Raw genomic sequence first — 25,535 nt, 5'->3', positions numbered from 1 at the left:
GAGCAGTGCATCTCGTTCAGATGTCGATGAGTCGGCTCCCACAAGAGCCGGCCTACGGAGCGGGCGCCACACCTGCGCGCCCCACCACGATGAGGAGCAGACGTTGACAGACCTGATCCACGAGCCCGATTCCTCGACGAGCGCCGCCACACAAGGCGCCTCGGAAGCGGGATCCTCGCCGAACACCAGCGGGGCCTCCGACGGCCGCGTGCGGGTCATCCGCGAGGGCGTGGCCTCCTACCTGCCGGACATAGACCCGGCCGAGACCACGGAGTGGCTCGAGTCCTTCGACGGGCTGCTCGAGTCCGCCGGTCCTGCGCGTGCCCGGTACCTGATGCTGCGCCTGCTCGAGCGTGCCGGCGAGCGCCACGTCTCGATCCCGGCACTGACCTCGACCGACTACGTGAACACCATCCCGACCGAGAACGAGCCGTGGTTCCCCGGCGACGAGGAGGTCGAGCGTCGCTACCGTGCCTTCATCCGGTGGAACGCCGCGATCATGGTGCACCGCGCGCAGCGCCCCGGCATCGGCGTCGGCGGCCACATCTCCACCTACGCCTCCTCCGCGGCGCTGTACGAGGTGGGCTTCAACCACTTCTTCCGCGGCAAGGACCACCCCGGCGGCGGCGACCAGATCTTCATCCAGGGTCACGCCTCTCCCGGCGTCTATGCCCGCGCCTACCTCGAGGGGCGCATCCCGGCCGAGCAGCTCGACGGGTTCCGCCAGGAGGCCAGCCACGCCGACCAGGGCGGCGGCCTGCCGTCCTACCCGCATCCGCGGTTGCTGCCCGACTTCTGGGAGTTCCCGACGGTATCGATGGGCCTCGGCCCGATGAACGCGATCTACCAGGCGCGGTTCAACCACTACCTGAACGACCGCGGCCTGAAGGACACCTCCGACCAGCACGTGTGGGCGTTCCTCGGCGACGGCGAGATGGACGAGCCGGAGTCGCGGGGTCTCGCGCACGTCGCGGCGACCGAGGGTCTGGACAACCTCACGTTCGTGGTCAACTGCAACCTGCAGCGCCTCGACGGTCCGGTCCGCGGCAACGGCAAGATCATCCAGGAACTGGAATCGTTCTTCCGCGGCGCCGGCTGGAACGTCATCAAGGTGGTGTGGGGTCGTGAGTGGGACGCCCTGCTGCACGCCGACAAGGACGGTGCGCTGGTCAACCTGATGAACGCGACGCCGGACGGCGACTACCAGACCTACAAGGCCAACGACGGCGCCTTCGTCCGCGAGCACTTCTTCGGCCGCGACCCGCGCACCAAGGAACTGGTCAAGAACCTCAGCGACCAGGAGATCTGGAACCTCAAGCGCGGCGGCCACGACTACCGCAAGATCTACGCGGCGTACGCGGCGGCGATGGCGCACAAGGGCCAGCCGACGGTGATCCTCGCGCACACGATCAAGGGGTACACCCTCGGCAAGCACTTCGAGGGCCGCAACGCCACGCACCAGATGAAGAAGCTCACGCTCGAGGACCTCAAGTACTTCCGCGACCTGCAGCGCATCCCGATCTCGGACGCCGAGCTCGAGGCGAACCCGAAGATGCCGCCGTACTACCACCCGGGCAACGACTCCCCGGAGATCCAGTACATGCTCGAGCGGCGGCGCGCGCTCGGCGGGTTCCTGCCCGAGCGCCGCACCGCCAAGGCCCCGCTGACGCTGCCCGACGACAAGGCCTACGAGGTGATCCGCAAGGGCTCCGGCAAGCAGCAGGTGGCCACCACCATGGCGCTGGTGCGCATCATGAAGGAGCTGCTGCGCGACAAGGAGATCGGTCCGCGCATCGTGCCGATCATCCCGGACGAGGCCCGCACCTTCGGTATGGACTCGTGGTTCCCGTCGCTGAAGATCTACAACCGCAACGGCCAGCTGTACACATCGGTCGACGCGGAACTGATGCTCGCCTACAAGGAGAGCGTCGTCGGGCAGATCCTGCACGAGGGCATCAACGAGGCCGGTTCCACCGCGTCGTTCACCGCCGTCGGCACCTCGTACGCCACGCACGGGTTGCCGATGATCCCGCTGTACATCTTCTACTCGATGTTCGGCTTCCAGCGCACCGGCGACGGGCTGTGGGCGGCGGCCGACCAGATGGCCCGCGGTTTCGTGCTCGGCGCGACGGCCGGCCGCACCACCCTCACCGGTGAGGGCCTGCAGCACGCCGACGGGCACTCGTTGCTGCTGGCGTCCACCAACCCGGCGGTGGTGTCGTACGATCCTGCGTTCTCCTACGAGCTCGCGCACATCGTCAAGGACGGTCTGCGCCGCATGTACGGCGGCACGGAGGGTGTCGACGGGTTCGGCGGCGAGAACATCTTCTACTACATCACCCTCTACAACGAGCCGTACGTGCAGCCGGCCGAGCCGGAGAACCTCGACGTCGAGGGCCTGCTCAAGGGCATCTACCTGTACCGCCGCGGCGAGGGCTCCGGGCCGAAGGCGCAGATCCTCGCCTCCGGTGTGCTCATGCCCGAGGCGCTGCGGGCGCAGGAAATGCTCGCCGACGAATGGGGCGTGGCCGCGGACGTGTGGTCGGTGACCTCGTGGGGCGAGCTGCGCCGTGACGGCGTCGAGTGCGAGCGGCAGGCGCTGCTCGACCCGGGTGCCGACGCTCCGACGCCGTACGTGGCCAAGGTCCTCGCCGACGCCGCCGGTCCGTTCGTGGCGGTCTCGGACTGGATGCGCGCGGTACCGGACCAGATCCGGCAGTGGGTGCCGGGCGACTACACGACGCTCGGCGCCGACGGGTTCGGGTTCTCCGACACCCGCCCGGCCGCGCGCCGGTTCTTCAACATCGACGCGGAGTCGACGGTGGTCGCGGTGCTCGCCGCCCTCGGCCGGGACGGCGCGATCGATCGCTCGCAGGCGGTCGAGGCGGCCCGGCGGTACCGCATCGACGACGTGGCGGCGGCTCCGGAGCAGACCTCGGATCCCGGCGTGGCCTGATCCGACCCGCTCCGCCGCGGGCGACGGGCGTAGTTTCGTCCCATGGTCGCAGAACCCGCAGAGCCGCGTCCGAGGCGGGCACCGGGCGTCCCTACCGGGCGTCCGGTGCCGCCGGCGCGGCCGGAGCGTGATCCCCTGCCCGACGCGCTCCTGCGCCGGGTCAAGCAGTTCTCCGGGCGGCTGTCCACCGAGGCCGTCCACGCCATGCAGGAGCAGTTGCCGTTCTTCGCGGATCTCGACGCGTCGCAGCGATCCAACGTGCAGCTGATCATCCAGACGGCGGTCGTCGACTTCCTCGAATGGGTGCGCAACCCCGACAGTGATCTGCGGTTCAGCCTGGACGCGTTCCAGGTGATCCCGCAGGATCTGGCACGCCGGCTGACGCTGCGCCAGACCGTGGACATGGTCCGCGCCGCCATGGAGTTCTTCGAGCAGTGGCTGCCCGCGCTGGCGCGCAACGAGCAACAGCTCGTCGCACTGACCGAGGCGACGCTGCGCTACGGCCGGGAACTGGGCTTCGCCGCAGCCTCGGTCTACGCCAGCGCGGCCGAGTCCCGCGGCGCCTGGGACACCCGCCTCGAGGCGCTGGTCGTCGACGCGGTGGTCCGCGGCGACACCGGTTCGGACATGCTCTCGCGCGCCGCGACGCTGAACTGGGATGCGACGGCGCCGGCCACCGTGATCATCGGCACTCCCCCGCCGAACGAGGGTGTGTCGGTCGTGACGACCGTGCACTCGATCGCGCAGCAGCACGGCCGCGCCGCGCTGGCAGTGGTGCAGGGCGAGCGGCTCGTGATGGTGGTCAGCGGGGAGCTGCACGGCAGCATCGAGGCGATGACGTTCCGCTCCGAGCTGATGCGCAGCTTTTCCGACGACCCGGTGGTGATCGGTCCCACCACGCCCACCCTCGCGTCGGCGCACGCGTCCGCGGTCGAGGCGATGGCCGGCATGGAGGCGGTGGCCGGGTGGCGAGGAGCGCCGCGGCCGGTGCATGCGGCGGAACTGCTGCCGGAGCGGGCGCTGCTCGGCGACGCGGGGGCGATCGCCGCGCTCGAGGACGACGTGGTGGCTCCGCTCACCGAGGCGGGTCCGGCGCTGGCCGACACCCTCGACGCATACCTCGACTGTGGGGGTGCTGTCGAGACCTGTGCCCGACAGCTGTTTGTTCATCCAAATACCGTCCGGTACCGGCTCAAGCGGATCACAGAAGTCACCGGCCGCGACCCCACGAATCCCCGTGATGCTTACGTGTTGCGGATAGCCGCCACCGTGGGAAGGCTGGCTCGAAGTCATAACGAATTACGAACTCCAGTCCCACCAGTCTCCCGTTTCACACTGCGCGAACCGGGCACGTAACGGGAGGCGGCGTTCCGTCGATGGTGGACGCCGACGTGCTGTTTTGTGGGAACCCTACAAAACAGCAAGCGAGAGTTCATCCCTACCGACATCTCGCAAGGCCCTGTCCAGGGTGTTCTCTGATCATCGTGATTTCGCTGCTCGCCCCCGGTCAGGGCTCCCAGACACCCGGCATGCTCGCCTCCTGGTTGGAGCAGCCCGGCGCCCGCGATCGCATCCAGCTGTGGTCGAAGGCCTCGGGCCTCGACCTCGAACGCCTCGGCACCACCGCGACGGCCGAGGAGATCACCGACACGGCGGTGACCCAGCCGCTGGTCGTCGCGACGGCGCTGCTGGCCTACGAGGAACTCGAGGCCCGCAACCTCGTCCCGGACGACACGATCGTCGCCGGCCATTCGGTCGGCGAGCTCGCGGCCGCGGCAATCGCCGGGGTCATCAGCGCGGACGAGGCGGTCATGCTCGCCGCCGTCCGCGGTGCCGAGATGGCCCGGGCGTGCGCGATCGAGCCGACCGGGATGTCGGCCGTGCTCGGCGGCAACGAAGAGGACGTGCTCGCCCGGCTGGCCGAACTCGACCTGACGCCGGCCAACATCAACGCGGCCGGCCAGATCGTCGCCGCCGGTCGCCTCACGGCACTCGAGGAGCTCGCGGCGAACGCTCCGGAGAAGGCCCGGATCCGGCCCCTGCCGGTCGCCGGCGCCTTCCACACCGTATTCATGGCCCCGGCCCAGGAAGCCGTCGCCGAGGCCGCGGCGAAGATCGTGCCCAGCGATCCGACCCGCACGCTGCTGTCCAACTCCGACGGGGCACCTGTCACATCCGGAGCGGACGCACTGACCAAGCTTGCCGCGCAGGTCACCCGACCGGTGCGCTGGGACCTGTGCACCGCGACCCTGCGCGCGGCCGAGGTCTCGGCGGTCGTGGAGCTTCCCCCGGCCGGCACCCTGGTCGGCATCGCCAAGCGGGAGATGCGCGGCACGCCGACCACGGCACTCAAGACCCCTGAGGAGATCTCAGCGCTGGCCGAATCGCTCCGCGTCGGCTAGTTTGCTGCGCGCGCGTCGCGCAGTACGGGACCTGCCCTCGACGGGCACCCGGAATCCGGGCGGAATCCGCCACCCGGTCCGATCAGCAAGACGAAACGAAGAAGGGAGCCACAACGTGGCCGCCACCCAGGAAGAAATCATCGCCGGTCTCGCGGAGATCATCGAAGAGGTCACCGGCATCGAGCCCTCCGAGGTGACCGTCGAGAAGTCCTTCGTCGACGACCTCGACATCGACTCCCTGTCCATGGTCGAGATCGCCGTGCAGACCGAGGACAAGTACGGCGTGAAGATCCCCGACGAGGACCTCGCCGGCCTCCGCACCGTCGGTGACGCCGTCGCCTACATCCAGAAGCTCGAGGCCGAGGGCGTCCAGGCCACGAACGACAACGAGTGAGCTCAACCGTGACTTCCGCCTCTCCCCGCACCGGGACATTCCCCAACGTCGTCGTCACCAGCCTCGCGGCCACGACATCGATCGCTGGTGACGTGGATGCCACGTGGAAGGGCCTGCTCGCCGGTGAGAGCGGCATCGATACGCTGACCGGCTTCGTCGACGAGTTCGACCTGCCGGTTCGCATCGGCGGCAAGCTCAAGACCAGCCCCGACGAAACCCTCTCGCGCGTCGAGATCCGCCGGATGAGCTTCGTCGAGCGGCTCGCGCTGGGCCTCGGCCGCACCGTGTGGGAGAACGCGGGCAGCCCGGAGGTCGACCGCGAGCGCCTCGGTGTCGTCATCGGCACCGGTCTCGGTGGCGGCGAAGCGCTCATCGACGCCGTCGACAAGCTGCGCAACGACGGCTACCGCAAGGTGTCCCCGTTCGCCGTGCAGATGGTCATGCCGAACGGCCCGTCGGCGACGGTGGGCCTCGAGCTCGGTGCGAAGGCCGGCGTGCTGACGCCGGTGTCCGCCTGCTCGTCCGGCAACGAGGCCATCGCCCACGCCTACCGGATGATCGCGATGGGCGATGCCGACATCGTCGTCGCCGGTGGCGTCGAGGGTCAGCTCGACGCGGTCGCCACCGCCAGCTTCGCCATGATGCGGGCGCTGAGCACCCGCAACGACGACCCGAGCAGGGCGTCGCGTCCGTTCGACAAGGACCGCGACGGCTTCGTCTTCGGCGAGGCCGGCGCGCTGATGGTGCTCGAGACCGAGGAGCACGCCAAGGCGCGCGGCGCCACCATCCACGCCCGCCTGCTCGGTGCGGGCATCACCTCGGACGGATTCCACATCGTGGCACCCGATCCCGAGGGGACGGGCGCGGCGCGTGCCATGACGAAGGCCATCAATGGCGCCGGCCTGTCGCCGTCCGACATCGGCTTCGTCAACGCGCATGCCACGGCCACACCCATCGGCGACATCGCCGAGGCGAAGGCGATCAATTCCGCGGTCGGCAACCATGCCGCGGTGTATGCACCGAAGGGAGCCCTGGGGCATTCGATCGGTGCGGTCGGCGCGCTCGAAGCGGTCCTGACGGTCCTGAGCCTGCGGGACGGGGTCATCCCGCCCACGCTCAACGTGGACAACCAGGATCCAGAGATCGATCTCGACGTCGTGAAGGGCGAAGCCCGTTACGGCCGGATCGATTTCGCGCTGAACAACTCGTTCGGTTTCGGTGGGCACAACGTTGCGCTCGCGTTCGGCCGGGCCTGACCCGACCGGACTTCGCTCGCCGTCGGGGTGGGGGTCTCGTCACGGGACCCCCACCCCCGGCGCCCATCCCCCGCTCTTGCCTTGCCCGAGGAGAACGCGATGACCGTCCTGGAACCTGCTCAGACGCGCGACGCCGCCGTCGACCCCCGCGATCCGCTCCGGAGGCTCGAGCGACTGTTCGACGCGGGCACCCTGAGCCTGCTGCACCCCCGGGACAAGTCCGGCATGCTCGCCGCGATCGGTTCCATCGACGGCGTCCGGACCGTCGCGTACTGCTCGGACGCCACCGTGATGGGTGGCGCCATGGGCGTGGACGGCTGCAAGCACATCGTCGACGCCATCGACACGGCCCTCGAACAGGACGTCCCGATCGTCGGGCTGTGGCACTCGGGCGGCGCTCGGCTCGCGGAGGGCGTCGACTCCCTCCATGCCGTCGGCCTGATCTTCGAGGCCATGGTCCGCGCTTCCGGCCGGATCCCCCAGATCTCCGTGGTTCTCGGCTTCGCGGCGGGCGGCGCCGCCTACGGCCCCGCACTCACCGACATCGTCATCATGGCGCCCGAGGCCCGCATCTTCGTCACCGGCCCCGACGTGGTGCGCAGCGTCACCGGCGAGCAGGTCGACATGGAATCCCTCGGTGGGCCGGACACCCACACCAAGAAGTCCGGCGTCGCCCACATCGCCGCCCACGACGAGGACGACGCCCTGCACCGGGCCCGTCGCCTCGTGTCGATGCTCGCCGAGCAGGGCGAGTTCGACCTCGACGCCGCCCGTCGCGGCGACACCGACCTGCGGGCGCTGCTGCCCGAATCCCCCCGCCGCGCCTACGATGTCCGCCCGATCGTGCACGAGCTGCTCGACAACGTCGAGGGCGAGTCCACCTTCGAGGAACTGCAGGCCGGATGGGCCCGGAGCGTCGTCACCGGCTTCGGCCGGCTCGGCGGACGCACGGTCGGCGTCATCGCGAACAATCCGCTGCGTCTCGGCGGCTGCCTGGACTCCGTCAGCGCGGAGAAGTCCGCGCGTTTCGTGCGCCTGTGCAACGCCTTCGGCGTTCCCCTCGTCGTCATCGTCGACGTGCCCGGCTACCTGCCCGGCGTGAGCCAGGAGTGGGAGGGCGTGGTCCGTCGCGGAGCCAAGCTGCTGCACGCATTCGCCGAGTGCGAGGTGCCCCGCGTGACGCTGGTGACCCGGAAGATCTACGGCGGCGCCTACATCGCGATGAACTCGCGGGCACTGGGCGCGACCGCCGTGTTCGCCTGGCCGGACGCCGAGGTCGCCGTGATGGGCGCCAAGGCGGCGGTGGGCATCCTGCACAAGCGGGCCCTGGCCGCGGCGCCGGAGGAGGAGCGGGAGGCACTGCACGACCGTCTCGCCGCCGAGCACGAGGCCATCGCCGGCGGCGTGGGCCGGGCGATGTCGATCGGCGTCGTCGACGAACTGATCGACCCGGCGACGACCCGCAGCACCCTCGCCCAGGCGCTGGCCGCGGCTCCCGCGCGCCGCGGCCGCCACAAGAACATCCCGCTGTAGGCGGCTGCGCCGCCGGTGCGTCTTTCGGGTTGCCCCAGCAGCCCAAAGGACGCACCGGCCGCGCAGCGGCCTACCCCACGTTCCGGCGCAACCAGGTCACCTCGGCGCCCTCGCCGCCGCTGCGGTAGGGCTCGAGCGCCTCGTCCCAGGCCGTTCCCAGCACCCGGGTCAGTTCCTCCTCGATGTTGCCGCCGGCGAGCAGCGCCCGCAGCCGCATCTCTCCGACCACGACGTCCCCGTTCGCGCTCGTGTTGCCGCGCCACAGCCCCAGTCCCGGCACGTGGCTGTAGCGCTCGCCGTCGACGCCGTCGCTGGGGTCCTCGGTGATCTCGAAGCGGATCATCGGCCACACCCGGAGGGCGTCGACGAGGCGTGCGGCGGTCCCCACGGGACCCGCCCAGTTCACAGTCGTGCGCAGTTGTCCGACGTCGACCGGTTGACCGATCCAGGTGAGATCCGGACGGCAATCGAGGGTGGCGGCCAGTGCCCATTCGATATGCGGGCAGACCGCAGCAGGCGACGAGTGGATGTAGACCACCCCGGTCGTCGCATCCGCGAACTGGTTCGACGCGCGCACTACACACCTCCACTTCGACGAGGGACGTCTTCCCCAACGGCCTGACATCGAAGCGGTCGCGCATGGCGACAGGGGACAGTCTGCCTGTGTTACTCCTGTTTCGCTAGGGAACGGATGAGGAATTTGAGAATTCGGTGAGTACGTCGTCCGCGAGGGCCGGCCACCGCGGCTTGGCCCAGTCGCCGAAAGCCCTGTCGGTCAGCGCGACACACGCGATCTCCGCGCGGGGATCGACCCACAGGAATGTACCGGATTGGCCGAAGTGCCCGTACGTTTCGGGCGAATTGGCCGAACCGGTCCAGTGCGGGTTCTTCCGGCCGCGGATCTCGAACCCGAGCCCCCAGTCGTTGGGCTTGTGCATGCCGTATCCGGGCACGATCCCGTCGAGCCCCGGGAACTGCACCCGGGTGGCCTCCGCGAGAGTCTGCGCGGACACCAGGCGGGGCGCGAGCAGCTCCGCGGCGAAGTGCGTCAGGTCGGCGAGCGACGACTGTCCCCCGTGCCCGGCGGGTCCCGGCAGCGACGATTCCCGCATGCCGAGCGGCTCGAAGACGGCCTGGGTGAGGTATTCGGGGAACGGGATGCCGGTCTCACCCGCGACGAGCTCCGCGAGGATCTCGAAGCCCGCGCTCGAGTAGATCCGTCTGCGCCCGGGCTCGGCCTGCGCCCGGCGTTCGTCGAAGGCGAGTCCCGACGCGTGTGCCAGCAGATGGCGGACGGTGGATCCCGCCGGACCGGCGGGCTGATCGAGCTCGACCGCACCCTCCTCCACGGCGACGAGAACCGCGTAGGCGACGAGCGGCTTGGTGACCGACGCGAGACGGTAGAGCCGCAACTGGTCGCCGTGCCCGGCGACGACACCGCCGCCGCGGGTGAGAACCGCGGCGGCGGCGTGGTCGACGGGCCAGTCGGAGATCGCGTCGAGGCTGTTCACGTACCCAGCCTAGAAGACGGCGCAGGCTACCGCGCGATCACCGATCGGCGTCGGTGTACTTGATGACGCCGCGGATGTTCTTCCCGTCGAGCATGTCCTGGTAGCCGTCGTTGATCTGTTCGAGGGTGTAGGTGCGGGTGACCATGTCCGCGAGGTTGAGCTGTCCGGACTTGTACATCGCCAGCAGGTTGGGGATGTCGACCCGCGCGTTGCAGCCGCCGAAGATGTTGCCCTGCAGATCCTTCTGCAGCATCGCGAACAGGAACGCGTTCAGCTTCACGTCCATGTCCGTCATGTGCCCCATCGCGGTGACCACGCAGCGGCCGTTCTTCGCCGTCAGCTGCAGGGCCTCCTCGACGTATTCGCCGCGCATCTCGCCCACGGTGATGATCGTCTTGTCCGCCATGCGGCCCCAGGTGGTCTCCATGATCGGCATGAGCGCCTCGGCCATCGACGCGTAGGCGTGCGTCGCGCCGAACTTCAGGGCCTGCTCCCGCTTCCACGGCACGGGGTCGATCGCGAAGATCTGCCGCGCCCCGGATGCGACGGCGCCCTGCAGCGCGCTCATCCCCACACCCCCGATGCCGATGACGGCGACAGCCTCACCGGGCTTGACGTCTGCGACGTGGGTGGCCGACCCCCAGCCGGTGGGCACGCCACAGCCGACGAGGGCGGCCAGCTCGAACGGGATGTCCTTGTCGATCTTGACGACCTGGGTCTGGTTGACCGTCATGTAGGGCGCGAAGGTACCGAGCAGGCACATCGGGATCACGTTCTGGCCGCGCGCCTGGATCCGGTAGGTGCCGTCGGAGATGGCCATGCCGCTGAGCAGGCCGGCGCCGAGGTCGCACAGGTTCGAGTGGCCGGTGGCGCACGACGGGCAGCGGCCACAGGCCGGAATGAAGGACAGGACGACGTGATCGCCGACTTCGAGGCCCACGACTCCCTCGCCGACCTTGGTGATGACACCGGACCCCTCGTGGCCACCCATCGCCGGGAAGGACGGCATGGGCGTCGCTCCCGTGACGATGTGGTGGTCCGAGTGGCACATGCCCGCCGCCTCCATGCGGATCTGCACCTCACCCGCGACCGGGTCGCCGATCTCGATTTCCTCCACCGACCACGGCTCGTTGAGACCCCACAGGATCGCGCCCTTGGTCTTCATCTGCATCGCCCTCCGTCACAGTGCGTGTGTACGCATGTGACCATAGCCACAAGACGGCGAAATTGGAACAGGTTCTATGTGTGGCGCGCTGCCGGGTCCCCGCCCGGTCCCGGGTGGGGACTCCGCATGGACACGGCAGCCGAAAGCCGGACCGCCCCCCAGGGCTCCGCCCACCGTCACCGAACCCTCCCCGCCGGCCGGGGCAAACCGGACCGACCGCGCGAACAGGACTCGGACCAGGGTGAATCGCAGGGTGAAGCTCGGGAACCGCGTAACCCTCGGCCGTCCGGCAGCGGTGTAGACGGCATGAACGTGATCGCGTCGCTGCTCGTCGCGTGGGTGGCCGTTGCTGCGGTGGTTGCCACGATTGTCGGGGCAGCGATCGCCCTCAGAGCCGAGCACCGGTCGCCGCGGTCCGCCCCGCGGCGGACGAACGGGCCACGGCGGTCACCGCACCGTGCGGCACGCAGCGAGCGACTCCGCACCGGCGTGTGCGCGAACTCGCGGGACTGACGCGACGAACGCCCCCGCCCCGTCTGCTCGAGGCGGGGGCGTCCGGTATGCGGTGACGCCGAGCGTCGGGGTGCCCGGCGCCACCACGATGTCCATCGACCGGCCGCCGGCGGACGTAACGGCCGACGAGGGTGATAGCCGGGGTGATATTCACGGCCCGGGGTGACGCCGTGGGTGAAGACCTCCGGGCCCGACCGGCGCCGCCGAGTCCGCGAGATTTCCAAGCAGGGCTGCCCGACCCGGATGTTCGGATAGCTTGGCTGTCGTACCTGCAATTTCGGCGGGCGATTCCGTAGGAGCTGCGCGTGAGGCAACATCCGACTCTCGTCTTCCACGGTGCCGCGAAGACGGTGACCGGCTCGTGCATGGAGGTCGCCCTCGGCGACACACGGATCCTGGTGGACTGTGGCCTGTTCCAGGGCTCACGCAGCCTCGAGGAGCTGAACCACGGCGACTTCGCGTTCGCGCCGCACGAGATCGACGCCGTGGTCCTCACCCATGCCCACATCGATCATTGCGGCCTGTTGCCCAAGCTGGTGGCGCAGGGTTTCGACGGACCGATCTTCTGCACCGGCCAGAGCGCCGACCTGCTGGAATTCATGCTCGCCGATGCCGGGCGCATCCAGGAATTCGAGGCCGAGCGGCGAAACCGGCGGCGCGATCGCACGCGCGAGAAGCGGTTCGTCCCGCTCTACACCGAGGAGGATGCGCTCGCCGCGTGGGGGCAGACCCGTGCGGTCGCACTCGAGGAGTGGTTCGAGCCCGCCGCGGGCTTTCGTGCGCGACTGTGGAACGCGGGGCACATCCTGGGTGCCGCATCGGCGGAGATCGAGGCGGGGGGCGTGCGCCTGCTCTTTTCCGGCGACCTCGGCCCCGCGCAGAAGGCGTTCCACCCCGATCCCGAGGGCCCATCCGGATCGGACCATGTCGTCTGCGAATCCACCTACGGCAATCGGACTCGGGTGCGGATGACGATCGACCAGCGACGCGACCTGCTCGAAGAGGAGATCCACCGGGCCGTCGGGCACGGCGGCAATCTCGTCATCCCCGCCTTTGCGCTGGAACGGACCCAGGAGCTGCTGCTCGACATCGCACACCTCGCCGACGAGGACCGCATCCCCGCGGTACCGGTGTTCGTCGACTCACCGCTCGCCAACCGCGCCACCTCGGTGTTCGCCGAGCATGCGGGCGAGCTCGAGGACCTCGAGGGGAAGGACATCTTCCGCCATCCCGCGATCCATTACGTCGACGACGCTGCCGTCTCCAAGCGGATCAACGACATGTCGGGCGCGATCATCATCGCCGCCTCGGGCATGTGCGAGGCGGGACGCATCCGTCATCACCTGAAGCACAATCTCCACCGCCGGGATTCGACGATCCTGTTCGTCGGTTTCCAGGCGCAGGGCTCGCTGGGCCGCGTGATCCTCGACGGCGCGAAGCGCGTCCGCATCTCGGGTCAGGATATCGACGTGCGAGCGCAGATCCGCCGGATCGACAGCTACTCCGCCCATGCCGATCAGACCGAACTGCTGGACTGGATCAAGGCGCGCAGCCCCGTGTCGGGCAGCCTGTTCCTCGCGCACGGCGAACCGGAGGCAGTCGCTGCGCTGGCCGAACTGGTGCGGGAGGTCGACCCTTCGCTGTCGATCATCACCCCGGCGATGGGGGAAGGCTACGTGTTGGCGCCCGGCACCCCGGCCACGCGAATACACCCCGCCCGCGCGGATATGCCACGCCTGACCGGCCGCGATTGGCAGAACGACTACGCCGAACTTGCGGTGAGCCTCAAACAGCAGCTCGCGCGCATCGCGGATGCCGGCTCGCGCCGGAAGGCCATCGCCGAGATCCACGAGATCCTGGACAGCTACACGGACGTCCGCGACGCGGGGCGGCGGACGAAACGGGGTTGAACCGAGCCCGAAGCGAGAGCCACATCGCCGACGGTCGCCCGAATTGCACCGATCGGGACCTTATGCCCTACCCGAATGGGCCGTTCTACTTCACATCGCCCCGCAGGCCGAATACGCTCGGATCCGGCCGCTATCCCCCCTGCACAGTGGCCCTGCCCCGCCGGCGACGACGCGCGAAGCCGGCGGGGCTTCGCTTTCTCCCTTCGGCACCCCTGCTGTTTTCTCCTCTTCGGCATCCCTGCTGCTTCTCCCCTTCGGCACTACTGCCGCGGCCGCACGAGGTCGGCGTGGCGCTGCGGTGAACGCCCGCACCGACCGGGCCGGCTACCTCTTGCGGGCGGTGAGCAGCAGGTACTCGGCGTCGTACGCGGTCCGGCCGGGCTGCCCGGCCCGGTTCCAGTCGGTGAGGAACTGCAGGAACTTCCGGTCGAGATCTGCGGTCCGGTCGGGGTCCACGGCGTTGAACCGGTACACCGCGATCGTCGGACCGTAGTTGTGCTTCCAGTACTCGCGGAACTCGGTCGGATCCGCGCTGTGGTCCATCACCACGATTCGGCGATCCATGCTCAGGTCGGTGATCCGATCGCCGAACAACTCCCGGACGTGCTGCTCGTCGCCCCACAGCGGGGGCGGCGAAGCGCCGGGCGGCGGTGGCGGCGCATACGGGGCCATGAGCCGGAACAACTGACCGATGAAGCCCTCCGGCGTCCAGTTGATCATCGCGATCGTCCCGCCCGGCCGGCACACGCGGAGCAGCTCGTCGGCGACGGCCTGGTGGTGGGGTGCGAACATCGCCCCCACGCTCGAGAGCACGACGTCGAAGCTGCCGTCGGGGAACGGCAGGGCCTCGGCGTCCGCTTCCACCCACTCGAGGTCCACGCCCCGCTCGGCCGCGGCTGTGCGGCCCGCGACGAACAACTCCGGCGTCAGGTCGGCGGCGGTGACGATCGCGCCCCGTTCGGCGGCCGGGATGGCAGCGTTGCCGGATCCGGCGCCCACATCGAGCACCCGCCGGCCCGCCGTCACCCCGGCCGCGGCGACGAGCGTCGGGCCGAACGTCGGGATCAGGTCGGCCGCGACCGCCGGATAGTTCCCGGCCGCCCACAGCGCCCGGTGCTTGGCCTTCAGCGCCCGGTCGGCGTCACGTTCCACGGTGCCGGTCATGGTTACTCCTTCGTCCGGTGTTGCGGGACCGTGCCCCGCACTGGCATCCACACAGACGTCACCGCCACCGCGGGGACGCACACCCGACCCGGACGGGGCGTGCCGGCACCGGCGACTTCGGCAGGGGACCTGCGTCCTTTCGCCGGTACCGTCGTCTGTGAGGGACACCGCCCGTACAGCGCCCCTTCCCCGGAGGACCAGACCATGACCAGGGCATCGACCAGTTCCGCGGCCGGCGCGGACGCCGTGACCACCGAAGCCATGACCACCGAAGCCATGACCACCGAAGCCGTCTGGCGCGAGTTCGGTGCGCAGCTCCGCGCCTTCGTGCACCGGCGGATCGCGGATCCGGACCGCGCCGACGACGTGCTCGGCGAGATCCTGCTGCGCGTCCACAAGAACCTCGGCCGTGTCGAGGACCGCGAGCACCTGATCCGGTGGGTGTATCGGATCGCCCGCAGCGCGATCATCGACGACTACCGCCGGGCCGCCCGGGATCGGGACCGGCTCGCGCCGCTCACCGGCGATGCACCCGACCAGGCCGGGCAGGAATGGGACGACGACGCGGCGACCACGCTGCGGGAGCTGGCCACCTGCCTGCGCCCGCTGCTCGAGGGGCTCTCCCCCGAGCAGCGCCGAGCCGTCGAGCTGACCGACCTCGAAGGACTGACCCAGGCCGACGCCGCCGCCCTCGAAGGCGTATCCCTGTCCGGAATGAAGTCCCGCGTCCAACGCGGCCGGCGGAAGCTGGCCGAGCTGCTCGGACGGTGCTGCGCGCTGACCCTCGATGCCCACGGGATGCCGATGGACTACACCGCCCCGACCGACTGCCGCTGCGCCGGCAGCCCCCGCTGATCCGGCGCGCCCCGGTGTGCCGTCGCAGGACGGCCCACCGGGGCGAGTGCTGTCAGCCGCAGCAGGCACCCGCGACCGGGCTGTCCTCACTCGCGCACGCAACCGCACACGCCGAGCCCGTCAGCCCGTCCGGGTTGGAGGGGTTGTCGTCGGTGACGGCGTAGTACTCCCACCACCCGTTGGGCACGTCCGGCGCGTCGACGAACACCTTGTCCTGCACGGCATGGCAGCACAGATCCTGCTCGGCCACCGTGGCGGTCAGACCGGCGGCGCGGAACCGGGCCAGCGCTCCGGACACCTCCTCGGAGCCGGCCGCCTCGATCCCCAGGTGGTTCAGGCGTTCGCGCGCACCGGGATTCTCGATCAGCACCAGCTTCAGCGGGGGATCCTCGATCGCGAAGTTGGCGTACCCGGGGCGCTGTTTGTGCGGGGACACCCCGAACAGCGCGGTGTAGAACTCGGTCGCCGCGGTGATGTCCTCGACGTTGAGAGCGAGCTGGACTCGGGTAGCAGACATGGTGGTCACTCCTCGAAATCGGGACACCGGCCCGGGAATCCACCGCGGATTCTCGTCACCGTGTGTCCTCCCTACTGACGACTGCCGCCCCCGACGGACGCACCCACCGGCACCCGCGCCCCGAGGATGCGTCCCTCGCGCCGCTGCAACGTCGGAAAGAAGACCCAGCCACTGTCACGAAAGGTGCCGTCATGAACACCACTTTGGCCCCGCTGCCCGAGAACTGGAACCGCGCAATGGCCGTCGTCGCCCATCCCGACGACCTCGAGTACGGCGCCGCCGGCGCCATCGCCCGCTGGACCCGGTCGGGCAAGTCGGTGGCCTACGTCATCGCCACCGACGGCGAGGCCGGCATCGACGGCCGCACTCCCGCCGAGGCGGCACCGCTGCGACGCCGCGAACAACTCGACGCCGCCGCCGTGGTCGGCGTCGAGGACGTGACGTTCCTCGGATACCGCGACGGTGTCGTCGAATACGGACTCGACCTGCGCCGCGCCATAGCCCGCGAGATCCGGCGGTTCCGTCCGGAGGTGTTGATCACCGCCACGTACGAGCCGACCTACGGCCTGAACGGTGGTCGGATCATCAACCAGGCCGACCACCGCGCCGTGGGCGTCGCGGTGCTCGACGCCGCGCGCGACGCCGGCAACCGCTGGATCTTCCCCGAGCTGCTCGACGAGAACCTGCCACCGTGGGACGAGGTCGGCCTCGTGTACCTCATGGGCGCGAACCAGCCTTCGCACGCCGTCGACGTCACCGAGAGCCTCGACGCCGGTATCGAGTCACTGCGCGCCCACCGGTCCTATCTGGACGGACTGGGCCGGGACTTCGATCCCGCGGCATTCCTGCACGAGTTCACCGCGGCGGCCGGAGCGCGCATCGGCGTGCAGCACGCCGTCGCCTTCCAGCAGATCCGGCTCCAGGGAGTGTGACGGTCGAAATCCCGGAGGGTCCGCCGGCACCTGCGCCGCCACCGTCCACGTTTCGTCCGGCCCGAGCGCCCGGTGCCGACTTCCGGGCCGGGAAAACGGCGGGCCGGGCGGGCCCAAATTCGCGACCGAATCGATTATGGGGCAAGCGAATTCAGACTTTTCCCGGCGGGCACCGAACCATCCAGCAGGCCGGTAGGACTGGGTGGACGGCAGTGGCGAGAAACGGGCGGCACCGATTCCGATGTCCGGTTTCGATGTGGATGGTGGGAAACCGGTGGGATTTCGAACGCACTCGCCCATCGCCGCCACGGCGCACTGCTCCGCTGTCACCGACGCTACCGGCACGGTGGTGCGAGGGTGTGCGCACGCGTTCTTCGTCGATGCACCTGGTCCCTGCGGGGTCGGTGGTGCAGTTCTGCTAACGGCACGCGGGCGCACGAAACCGGATATGGGCATCGAGGCCCCCGTTCGGGGTGCGAGGTAGCAGCTCGGCGGTGGCTCCGCTGGCACGGGCAAGTTGCGCGACGATGGCCAGGCCCAGTCCGCTGCCTTCGGTGTCGGTGCGGGCACGCCAGAACCGATCGAAGGCCCGGAGGCAGTCCTGCGGGGACAGGCCGGGGCCCTGGTCCAGGACGTGCAAGTCGACGACATCGGCGGCGGCGACCGGGGCGACGGTGACCTCGATGGTGGATCCGGGGTCGGACACTGCCAGGGCGTTGTCGAGGAGGTTGTCGATGATCTGCTCGGCGGCGCCGGGCACGGCGAACGTGAGCGCGGCCGTGGGTGCTGTCACGGTGAGCCGGACGTCGGATTCGTCGGCGAGCGGTGCCCATTGTTCGACGCGCGTGCGCGCGATCTCGGCCAGGTCGATCTGCTGGGGTGCGGTGCCGGCGTCGTCGGCGCGGCTGAGCACCAGGAGTGCATCGATGATGTGCTGTAGCCGCAGGGCCTCGTCCTGGGCCGAGGCGAGGGTGCTGCGGACAGCATCGGGATCGGACTCGACGAGGTCGGCTGCGCTGTCGAGGCGCAGGCGCAGGGCGGTCAACGGGGTGCGCAACTGGTGGGAGGCATCGCCGGCGAACGCGCGTTGCTGGCGCAGCAGGTACTCGAGCCGGTCGGCCATCCGGTTGAACGAGCGAGCCAGGCTGCGGATCTCCGGCGCCCCGGCGTGCTCGGGGGTGCGTGCCGCCAGGTCGCCTTCGGCGAGTTGTTCGGTGGTGCGGCGCAGCTGCTGCAAACGGCGGGTGACGGGGCCGGCGATGAGGACGGCCACGATTCCGGCCAGGAGCACGGTGATGCCGGCGACGAGCCAGAGCATGCGTAGTTGCCGGTGGACCTGGTCGGTCACCACCTGGGCTGGGTAGGTCAGCCGCACAGCGCCGACGACGCTCTCGCCGCTGAGAACCGGGACCGTCACGTACAGCAGGTCCGTGCCGAGACTGTCCGAACGGCGTTGGCCCGAGGTGATCTGTCCCGACAGTGCCGCACTGATCTCTGGGCGGGACAGATAGGAGGCGCCGGCGCTGGATTGGTCGTCGTCGGAGGTCAGCACGGCGGTGCCGTCGGCGTCGACGATCACCACCCGGGCGCCGCTGGCACGGTGATAGCGCCGGGTGTCGGCGGCCAGTGCCGGATCGATTCCGGTCCTGGCTTCGAGAGTGTCCTCGCTGCGGCCGGCGAGCAAGAACGCGTCCCGCTCGAGGGAGGTGGTGATGCGTTCGCGTTCGACCTGCATCAGGTAGTTGCCGAGCGGGACGTCCTGTACTACCACCACGACGAAGGTGACGGCCATGAACGCGGCCATCAACCGCCATCTCACGGACGATCCCCGAGCCGGAAGCCGACCCCGCGGACTGCTTCGATCCAGCAGGGGTCGCCGAGCTTCTTACGGAGGGCGGCCACATGGGCATCGACGGTCTTGGTGGTGCCGTACCAGTTGGCACCCCACACCTGGTGCAGGATGTCCGAGCGCCGGTACACCGCACCGGGATCCTCGGACAGGTAGCTGAGCAGATCGAATTCCTTCGGCGTCAGGTGGATCTCTCGTTCCTTCAGGTGCACCCGTCGAGTACGGCGGTCGAGGGTCAGGCCCCCGATCGTGCGGATGCCGGTGTGCTCGTGGGCTGTCTCCCCGGGTGCGCCGACCCGCCGTCCGACGGCGCGGATACGGGCGATGAGTTCGCGCATTCCGAACGGTTTGACCACGTAGTCGTCGGCGCCCAATTCCAATGCCAGGACCCGGTCGATTTCCTCCCCGCGGGCGCTGAGCACGATGATCGGAATCGGCGACCGGGCGCGAATGGTGCGACAGACGTCGGTGCCGTCCATGTCCGGTAGCCCCAGATCGAGCAGGACGAACTCCGGGCCCGACTCGGACACCGCCGCGACGGCATCGGCGCCGGTAGCCACCCACCGGGCGTCGAACCCCGCACGGGTCAACCCGTCGCACACCCCGGCGGCGACGGATTCGTCGTCTTCGACCACGAGCACCTGCATGCCCCGAATTATCGGCGCGCACCGAGCCGGGCGTCGATCCGACCACCGCCGGGGGACGAACCCTCGAGTGATCTTGGACGAATCTTGGATCTTTGCGGGACCATCCTTCGCCGATCCGTCCCTACGGTGAAGACATGAGATCGAAAGTGGCGGTGGCTGTTGCCGTGCTATTTGTCCTGGCGATCGGAGCAGCCGCCCTGGCCGTCAACACCCGGATCCTGAGCACCTCCTCGAACAGTGACATCGGACGCGCGAACGAGGTACTCGTCCCCAGCAGTCCCACTTCCGGGGCACCGAGCATCTCCGCCCCGACTCCGGCAACGACCCCCACGTCGACCCGCACGGCGGTACCGACGCGCGAACACGAACCGCCGTCGAGCGAGGATCACGAGGAGCCGGACAGGACCGAGCATGAACCCGACGACTGACCCGCGCCTGTCGGGGCGGTCGCCGGCGCATCGGTCCAAGATCACCGCCTCGATCCTGTCCGGCGGTGCCGTGCTCGCCATCGTGTCCGCCATGGCCGCCAATGCCCCCGATCGCTTCGCCGACTCCGGCGCCGACCCCGGCCAGGTCGGCGGGGCCGCTTCCTCGACCGCTGCCACCGGCGGCGTGTCCGATCGAGCGGACACGGGCGCAGTGCCCGCGCCGGCTCCCGGCCGCAGCGCCGCGACTGCTCCACACGGCGTCTCCCGCGGATCAGGCGGCTGAGATGGCTTCTCCTCCGCATGCCGGCGCGGCCGGCGCCCGAGCCGGCAGCGAGGCGACGACGATGCGGGCCGTCCGGCAGGACCGTCGCCCCGCTATGGGCGGCACCGCGGCGATCACGGTGGTCGGCGGGCCACCGGGTCTCGTCGACGACTGCTTCGCATTGCTGGACGAAGTCGAACAGGCGTGGAGCCGGTTCCTCGACACCAGCGACGTCTGGCGGCTGAACTGGGCGCAGGGGCGACCGGTGCAGGTCCGCTCCTGCACCGTCCGCCTGGTGCGCGAACTGATCCACGCTTGGGCGCTGACCGACGGCGCCTTCGACCCGACCACGCTGCCGCAGCTGGTCGCCGCCGGCTACGCCACCAGCAGCACCGACCCGACCCGGACTACCATGCTGCCCGACACCGCCACTTGGCCGGGATCCATGACCGACATCGACATCGACGGTCCTCTCGTGCGGCTTTCTGTCGGCACCACCCTCGACCCCGGGGGGCTCGGCAAAGGACTGGCCTCCGACATGCTCACCGAGTTCGTCCTCGACCGCGGCGCCGACGGCGTCCTCGTCGAAGTCGGCGGAGACCTCGTCGTCGCCGGAGCCGCGCCCGACGGCGGCGCCTGGACCATCGGCATCGAGGACCCTTTCACCGGTGAGCTGCTGACCGTCGTGCGGTTGACGCGTGGGGCCGTGGCCACCTCGAGCCGCCTGGTGCGCATGTGGACCGGCGCCACCGGTCCTGCCCACCACCTGATCGACCCGGCCACCGGCGTCAGCGCTGTCACCTCGACGGTGACCGCCACCGTCGTCGCCGGCAGCGGCGCACGGGCCGAGGCCTTGACCAAGCTCGCCTTCGTCCGAGAACCCGAGGCCCTGCTGGGGCAGGTCCCGCGTCTCGGCGGTGCCGCCCTGGTGCTGTCCGCCGACCGGCGACAACGGCGTTCCGTAAACTGGAGCGATTTCGAATGAGCGATCTGCACCTGTGGTGGTACGTCACCCGCGCCAGCGCCCTCGTCGCCTGGGTCACCCTGACCGTCGCGGTGCTGTGGGGAGTGCTGCTGTCGACGCGAATCCCGCAGACGGTCGCCAACCCGGCGTGGTTGCAGGATCTGCATCGCTGGCTCGGTGGCACCGCCCTGATCATGACCGGCCTGCACATGTTCTCACTCGTGCTCGACTCGTGGTCCCGGTTCTCCCTCACCGACGTGCTCGTCCCGCTCTCCGCCGGCTACCGGCCCTGGCCGGTAGCCCTGGGCGTCGTGGCGTTCTATCTCCTGCTCGCCGTCTACGGGTCCTCGCTGCTCCGGGCACGCATGTCGCCGCGGTGGTGGAAGCGCCTGCACTACGGCAGCTATGCCGCAGTGGTGCTCGTGACGTTCCACGCCGGATGGTCCGGCACCGACGCCGGCGCCTGGGGATATCGACTTGTCGCGTTGATCCTGGTGGTCTCGACGATGGTGGCCGTGCTGACGCGTGTTCTGACCGGTGGCGGTCGGCCCCCCGCGTCCCGTCGGACACCGCGGCGGCCGCGGTCGGCACCACAGCCGATGACCGTAGGCGCTACGCATCTGCTGGCCTCCGGCATCGTCGGCATCGACCTGACCGCCCGCGACGGGGGCGAGCTGCCCGTGTGGACACCCGGATCGCATGTGACCGTGCACCTGCCCCACGGCCTCCAGCGCCGTTACTCGCTGTGCGGCGACCCCGCCGACCGCACCCGATACCGGATCGCGGTGCACCGGGCGCCGCACTCCCGGGGTGGCAGTTCCTGGTTGCACGCCAGCGCCCGCCCCGGCACGGTCCTGTACGTCGGCCCGCCGGAGAACCACTTTCCGCTCGAACCCGCACACGACTATCTCTTCCTGGCCGGGGGCATCGGGATCACCCCGATCAAGGCAATGATCGAATCGCTGCCGGCGCACCGCCGATGGCGGCTGATCTACCTCGGTCGCAGCCGAGCCACCATGGCGTTCTGCGAGGAACTCGAGCAGCGATGGCCGCAGAACGTGAGTATCCATGCCCACGACGAAACCGGCAGCCGCCTCGACCTTGCCCCCATCCTCGCCGCTGCCACCGCCGGCGCGGTGTACTGCTGCGGCCCCGCGGCGATGACCGACGAGGTCGTCGCCCGGGTATCGCCCGCACGCCTGCACATCGAACGGTTCACCGCGGCACCGGGACAGTCCCCTGGTCCGCGTCGGCCGATCGATGTCACCTGCAGCCGCAGCAATCGTCACGTGCACGTGTCGGAGAGCCAGTCCGTGCTCGAAGCGCTCGAGCACGCTCGTGTACCGGTAATGGCCTCGTGCCGGGAGGGCGTGTGCGGGGCGTGCGAGACTCGGGTATTGGCCGGCGAGGTCGAGCATCTCGACGCGGTGCCGCACACCCCGGGCAAGGATCGGCTCGGGGTCATGTATCCGTGCATCTCCCGCGCCCACAGCCCCACTCTGGTCCTGGATTTGTGACGCGCCCGGCCGGGCGTCACGGTTGCCAAGGTCAGCCGTCGCCATTCCATCCCGGATCCGGTGGCAACGATCGGCCTCACCGGCGCGGGGGGTTGCACGGAGAGTACCGAGCGCCACCCACCCCGGCGATCATCGCCGGCAGCATCTTTCGATGATCGGCTCGCCGGCGTGTACCGCCACCAGGTCGACCGATCCCGCCCGCCGGTTCTGTCGGGCTCGGCATACTGGACGGGCACAGCGCGCCCCGGTCGGCGGCGCCGCGGCCACGGTCGGGCATCGTGCGCACCGGCAGGGGCCGTGGGCCGGAACATCGGGAAGGTCGACGGGTGATGCAGCAGCGCATCGAGGACTACGCGTTGATCGGTGATCTGCACACCGCCGCGCTGGTGGGCCGGGACGGCTCGATCGACTGGTTGTGCCTGCCCCGGTTCGATTCCCCGGCGTGTTTCGCGGCGCTGCTCGGTGACGACGAGGCCGGACGATGGCTGCTCGCCCCCACCGACGGCGGTCTGTGCACCCGGCGGGCGTACCGCCGCGACACTCTCGTCCTGGACACCGAGTGGGTCACCGCCACCGGGACGGTGCGGGTCACCGACTGCATGCCGGTGCGGGCCGAGGCCGCCGACGTCGTCCGAGTCGTCGAAGGCCTGGCCGGGTCGGTGCGGATGAACACCGAGCTGCGGCTGCGGTTCGACTACGGTCACGTCGTCCCGTGGGTGCGCCGCGTGCCCGGATCCCTGACCGCGGTCGCCGGGCCGGATGCGGCCTGGCTGCGCACCCCGGTGCCGTTGCACGGTCACGACATGAGAACAACCGCGCAGTTCGAGGTCCGCGCCGGCGAGAGCGTCCCGTTCGTGCTGACCTATGCCTTGTCCTACGGGCACACCCCCCGCCCGCTCGACGCCCTGCGAGCGATCGCCGACACCCAGGCGTACTGGACGGAGTGGATCGAGCGGTGCGACTACACCGGTGAGTACCCCGAGGCCGTGCACCGTTCCCTGATCACGCTCGAGGCCTTGACCTACCGGCCGACCGGGGGGATTCTGGCCGCGGCCACCACCTCGCTGCCCGAGCAGATCGGCGGCAGCCGCAACTGGGACTACCGGTACTGCTGGCTGCGGGACGCCACCTTCACCCTGCAGGCCCTTCTCGGCTGCGGATTCGTCGCCGAAGCCCGGGCCTGGCGGAACTGGCTGGTGCGGGCGGTGGCCGGGAATCCGGCGGACCTGCAGATGATGTACCAGCTCGACGGGGCCCGGCGGGTGCCGGAATACGAGGTGCCGTGGCTGTCCGGCTACGAGGCCTCCGTGCCCGTGCGCATCGGCAACGCCGCCGCCGGGCAGTTCCAGCTCGACGTGTGGGGTGAGGTGCTCGACGGTCTGCACCTGGCCCGGCAGAGCGGCCTTCGCGGTGACCCGGCCTGGGACATCGAGGTGGCATTGCTGGACTTTCTCGAAGGGCACTGGCAGGAACCCGACAACGGGCTGTGGGAGGTACGCGGGCCGGCTCGCCCGTTCGTCCATTCCAAGGTGATGGCGTGGGCCGGGGTCGACCGCGGTATCCGGGCGGTCGAACGGTTCGGTCTGCCCGGCCCGGTCGACCGTTGGCGCGTTCTGCGCGAACAGATCCGAACCGAGATCCTGACGAAGGGATTCGATCCCCACCGCGGCACCTTCACCCAGTTCTACGGCAGCCGCGGCGTGGATGCGGCGTCGCTGCTCATTCCCCGCACCGGGTTCCTGCCGTGGGATGATCCCCGCGTGCTGGGCACCGTGGCCACTGTCGAACGTGAGCTCAGCCGGGACGGCTTCCTGCTGCGTTACCGGCCGGAGCTCGAACACGTCGACGGCATCGCCGAGCCGGAAGGAGCGTTCCTGGCCTGCAGCTTCTGGCTCGCGGACGCCCTGCACGGCGCCGGCCGCACTCGCGACGCCCACGCCCTGTTCGAGCGGTTGCTGTCGGTGCGCAACGACGTCGGGCTGCTCGCCGAGGAGTACGACCCCCACGCCCGTCGGCAGCTCGGCAACGTGCCCCAGGCCTTCAGCCACGTGGCGTTGGTCAACACCGCACGCCACCTCGCCGGCCATGCCGTCCATACCCACCGCCCCACCTCGCGGTGACCACCCGAGCAGCCGTCCGGTCCGGGTCGACCACCTGCTGCCCTCGACGCTCTGCGCGAGCGCCGTGTGTCCCCGATCGCCGAGCGGTCGCCGATCTGGGCCTTTCCCTCGTCGACCGGGATGCTGAGCGACTCCAACAGCTTCCGCAAGTCCGGGCGCCGTCTTTGCAGCTGCCGTCGGCGACGAAGGCGTCCACACCCATAGGTTTCGGCTATCGAGGCCGGACGTAAACCGTCCTGAACAGGGACGATTGTGGGGCGGGCGGGGCTCGAACCCGCGACCAATGGATTACACGCCAATACTTGCAATCGGTTCCTTGTAGTTATCATCTTCCATTGCCCCGCAAGGAAATCGATTCCATACAAGTCCAAGCCTACCGACCGTTTCTCGGCGTGTCCGGATCATAAACGATGAATAGGTGTTGGTCTCCGACCAATGAGCGTTACACCCCGAGTGCACACAAGCCGGCCCGACGCACATCGGAGGCAGCATCCTCGGTGTCGGTCAAGTCCAACCCCGGATCGCGGGACAAAGGAGCGACCCGCAGCGGCACTTTGGTCGCTCCGACCACCCGACGTCATTGCCCCTGACCAACAGCCGTCATCGGAGGCCGAGCCTGCCGCCATCCAGCAGCAGAGAC

General features: G+C 69.7%; 20 protein-coding genes. 13 read left to right on the top strand and 7 right to left on the bottom strand.

Translation table 11 applies throughout. The annotated features are described in order from the left end of the window. The first annotated feature begins 103 nt into the window (after positions 1-103). The 6 genes from aceE to OCS65_RS12920 all read left to right on the top strand — a co-directional run bounded on the left by aceE (position 104) and on the right by OCS65_RS12920 (position 8,541). Complete coding sequence (gene aceE / locus OCS65_RS12945) at positions 104-2,956, top strand: pyruvate dehydrogenase (acetyl-transferring), homodimeric type (protein ID WP_043800888.1); 2,853 nt, start codon at positions 104-106, stop codon at positions 2,954-2,956. A gap of 42 nt (positions 2,957-2,998) precedes the next feature. Beyond that, positions 2,999-4,312: a PucR family transcriptional regulator gene (locus tag OCS65_RS12940; protein WP_006947663.1), complete on the top strand. Its 1,314-nt coding sequence runs from the start codon at positions 2,999-3,001 to the stop codon at positions 4,310-4,312. A 128-nt stretch (positions 4,313-4,440) separates the two neighbouring features. Next, a complete protein-coding gene (locus OCS65_RS12935; protein WP_029544298.1) occupies positions 4,441-5,358 on the top strand; it encodes an ACP S-malonyltransferase in 918 nt (305 codons plus the stop codon). 115 nt (positions 5,359-5,473) lie between these two features. Next, the gene (gene acpM / locus OCS65_RS12930) at positions 5,474-5,752 is read left to right on the top strand and encodes a meromycolate extension acyl carrier protein AcpM (RefSeq protein WP_006947659.1); all 279 of its coding nucleotides are present in this window, start codon (positions 5,474-5,476) and stop codon (positions 5,750-5,752) included. Positions 5,753-5,760: 8 nt separating this feature from the next. Then, the gene (locus tag OCS65_RS12925) at positions 5,761-7,008 is read left to right on the top strand and encodes a KasA/KasB family beta-ketoacyl-ACP synthase (protein ID WP_006947657.1); all 1,248 of its coding nucleotides are present in this window, start codon (positions 5,761-5,763) and stop codon (positions 7,006-7,008) included. A gap of 99 nt (positions 7,009-7,107) precedes the next feature. Further along, positions 7,108-8,541 carry an acyl-CoA carboxylase subunit beta gene (locus OCS65_RS12920; RefSeq protein WP_006947656.1) on the top strand — a complete coding sequence of 478 codons (1,434 nt, stop codon included), beginning with the start codon at positions 7,108-7,110 and terminating at the stop codon, positions 8,539-8,541. Positions 8,542-8,611: 70 nt separating this feature from the next. On the opposite strand, the gene OCS65_RS12915 is transcribed toward OCS65_RS12920, so the two are convergent. The 3 genes from OCS65_RS12915 to OCS65_RS12905 all read right to left on the bottom strand — a co-directional run bounded on the left by OCS65_RS12915 (position 8,612) and on the right by OCS65_RS12905 (position 11,217). Then, positions 8,612-9,118 carry a DUF3145 domain-containing protein gene (locus OCS65_RS12915; RefSeq protein ID WP_006947655.1) on the bottom strand — a complete coding sequence of 169 codons (507 nt, stop codon included), beginning with the start codon at positions 9,116-9,118 and terminating at the stop codon, positions 8,612-8,614. 103 nt (positions 9,119-9,221) lie between these two features. Further along, positions 9,222-10,052, bottom strand: a complete 831-nt coding sequence (locus tag OCS65_RS12910; protein WP_161997017.1) for a serine hydrolase domain-containing protein — start codon at positions 10,050-10,052, stop codon at positions 9,222-9,224. A gap of 37 nt (positions 10,053-10,089) precedes the next feature. Beyond that, the gene (locus tag OCS65_RS12905) at positions 10,090-11,217 is read right to left on the bottom strand and encodes an NDMA-dependent alcohol dehydrogenase (RefSeq protein ID WP_029544303.1); all 1,128 of its coding nucleotides are present in this window, start codon (positions 11,215-11,217) and stop codon (positions 10,090-10,092) included. Positions 11,218-12,035: 818 nt separating this feature from the next. On the opposite strand from OCS65_RS12905, the gene OCS65_RS12900 reads away from it, so the two are divergent. Continuing rightward, positions 12,036-13,640 (top strand): MBL fold metallo-hydrolase RNA specificity domain-containing protein, encoded by a 1,605-nt coding sequence (locus tag OCS65_RS12900; RefSeq protein WP_263510299.1) that lies wholly within the window; start codon positions 12,036-12,038, stop codon positions 13,638-13,640. A gap of 324 nt (positions 13,641-13,964) precedes the next feature. Here the strand turns inward: OCS65_RS12900 and OCS65_RS12895 are convergent, their stop codons facing one another. Beyond that, a complete protein-coding gene (locus OCS65_RS12895) occupies positions 13,965-14,804 on the bottom strand; it encodes a class I SAM-dependent methyltransferase (RefSeq protein WP_006947644.1) in 840 nt (279 codons plus the stop codon). Between the two features lie 204 nt (positions 14,805-15,008). On the opposite strand from OCS65_RS12895, the gene OCS65_RS12890 reads away from it, so the two are divergent. Further along, positions 15,009-15,659, top strand: a complete 651-nt coding sequence (locus OCS65_RS12890) for a sigma-70 family RNA polymerase sigma factor (protein ID WP_006947643.1) — start codon at positions 15,009-15,011, stop codon at positions 15,657-15,659. A gap of 52 nt (positions 15,660-15,711) precedes the next feature. Here the strand turns inward: OCS65_RS12890 and OCS65_RS12885 are convergent, their stop codons facing one another. Then, positions 15,712-16,176: an ArsI/CadI family heavy metal resistance metalloenzyme gene (locus OCS65_RS12885; protein ID WP_263510297.1), complete on the bottom strand. Its 465-nt coding sequence runs from the start codon at positions 16,174-16,176 to the stop codon at positions 15,712-15,714. 191 nt (positions 16,177-16,367) lie between these two features. Here OCS65_RS12885 and OCS65_RS12880 point away from each other — a divergent pair, with 191 nt between their 5' ends. Further along, on the top strand, positions 16,368-17,108 hold the full coding sequence (locus tag OCS65_RS12880; protein ID WP_006947641.1) for a PIG-L deacetylase family protein: 741 nt from the start codon (positions 16,368-16,370) through the stop codon (positions 17,106-17,108). Positions 17,109-17,526: 418 nt separating this feature from the next. Here OCS65_RS12880 and OCS65_RS12875 read toward each other — a convergent pair whose 3' ends face one another. Both OCS65_RS12875 and OCS65_RS12870 read right to left on the bottom strand, forming a co-directional pair. Beyond that, the gene (locus OCS65_RS12875; protein ID WP_006947640.1) at positions 17,527-18,927 is read right to left on the bottom strand and encodes a sensor histidine kinase; all 1,401 of its coding nucleotides are present in this window, start codon (positions 18,925-18,927) and stop codon (positions 17,527-17,529) included. After that, entirely contained in the window at positions 18,924-19,604 is a 681-nt protein-coding gene (locus tag OCS65_RS12870) for a response regulator transcription factor (protein WP_006947639.1), read from the bottom strand. The genes OCS65_RS12875 and OCS65_RS12870 overlap by 4 nt, the downstream gene beginning before the upstream one ends. Before the next feature lie 411 nt (positions 19,605-20,015). On the opposite strand from OCS65_RS12870, the gene OCS65_RS12865 reads away from it, so the two are divergent. From OCS65_RS12865 to OCS65_RS12850, 4 genes are all read left to right on the top strand, one after another. Beyond that, positions 20,016-20,315: a hypothetical protein gene (locus OCS65_RS12865; protein ID WP_006947635.1), complete on the top strand. Its 300-nt coding sequence runs from the start codon at positions 20,016-20,018 to the stop codon at positions 20,313-20,315. Position 20,316: 1 nt separating this feature from the next. Beyond that, positions 20,317-21,279: an FAD:protein FMN transferase gene (locus OCS65_RS12860; protein WP_263510296.1), complete on the top strand. Its 963-nt coding sequence runs from the start codon at positions 20,317-20,319 to the stop codon at positions 21,277-21,279. Further along, a complete protein-coding gene (locus OCS65_RS12855; protein WP_006947632.1) occupies positions 21,276-22,775 on the top strand; it encodes a 2Fe-2S iron-sulfur cluster-binding protein in 1,500 nt (499 codons plus the stop codon). Before OCS65_RS12860 ends, OCS65_RS12855 begins: the two co-directional genes overlap by 4 nt. Before the next feature lie 329 nt (positions 22,776-23,104). Then, positions 23,105-24,895, top strand: a complete 1,791-nt coding sequence (locus OCS65_RS12850) for a glycoside hydrolase family 15 protein (protein WP_263510294.1) — start codon at positions 23,105-23,107, stop codon at positions 24,893-24,895. Positions 24,896-25,535 lie beyond the last annotated feature (640 nt).

It is taken from the genome of Rhodococcus aetherivorans (assembly GCF_025722975.1).
In the GTDB taxonomy this organism is placed as follows: Bacteria; Actinomycetota; Actinomycetes; order Mycobacteriales; family Mycobacteriaceae; genus Rhodococcus; species Rhodococcus aetherivorans.
Note: the sequence above shows the minus strand (reverse complement) of the source record. Positions and strands in the feature narration are given on the sequence as shown.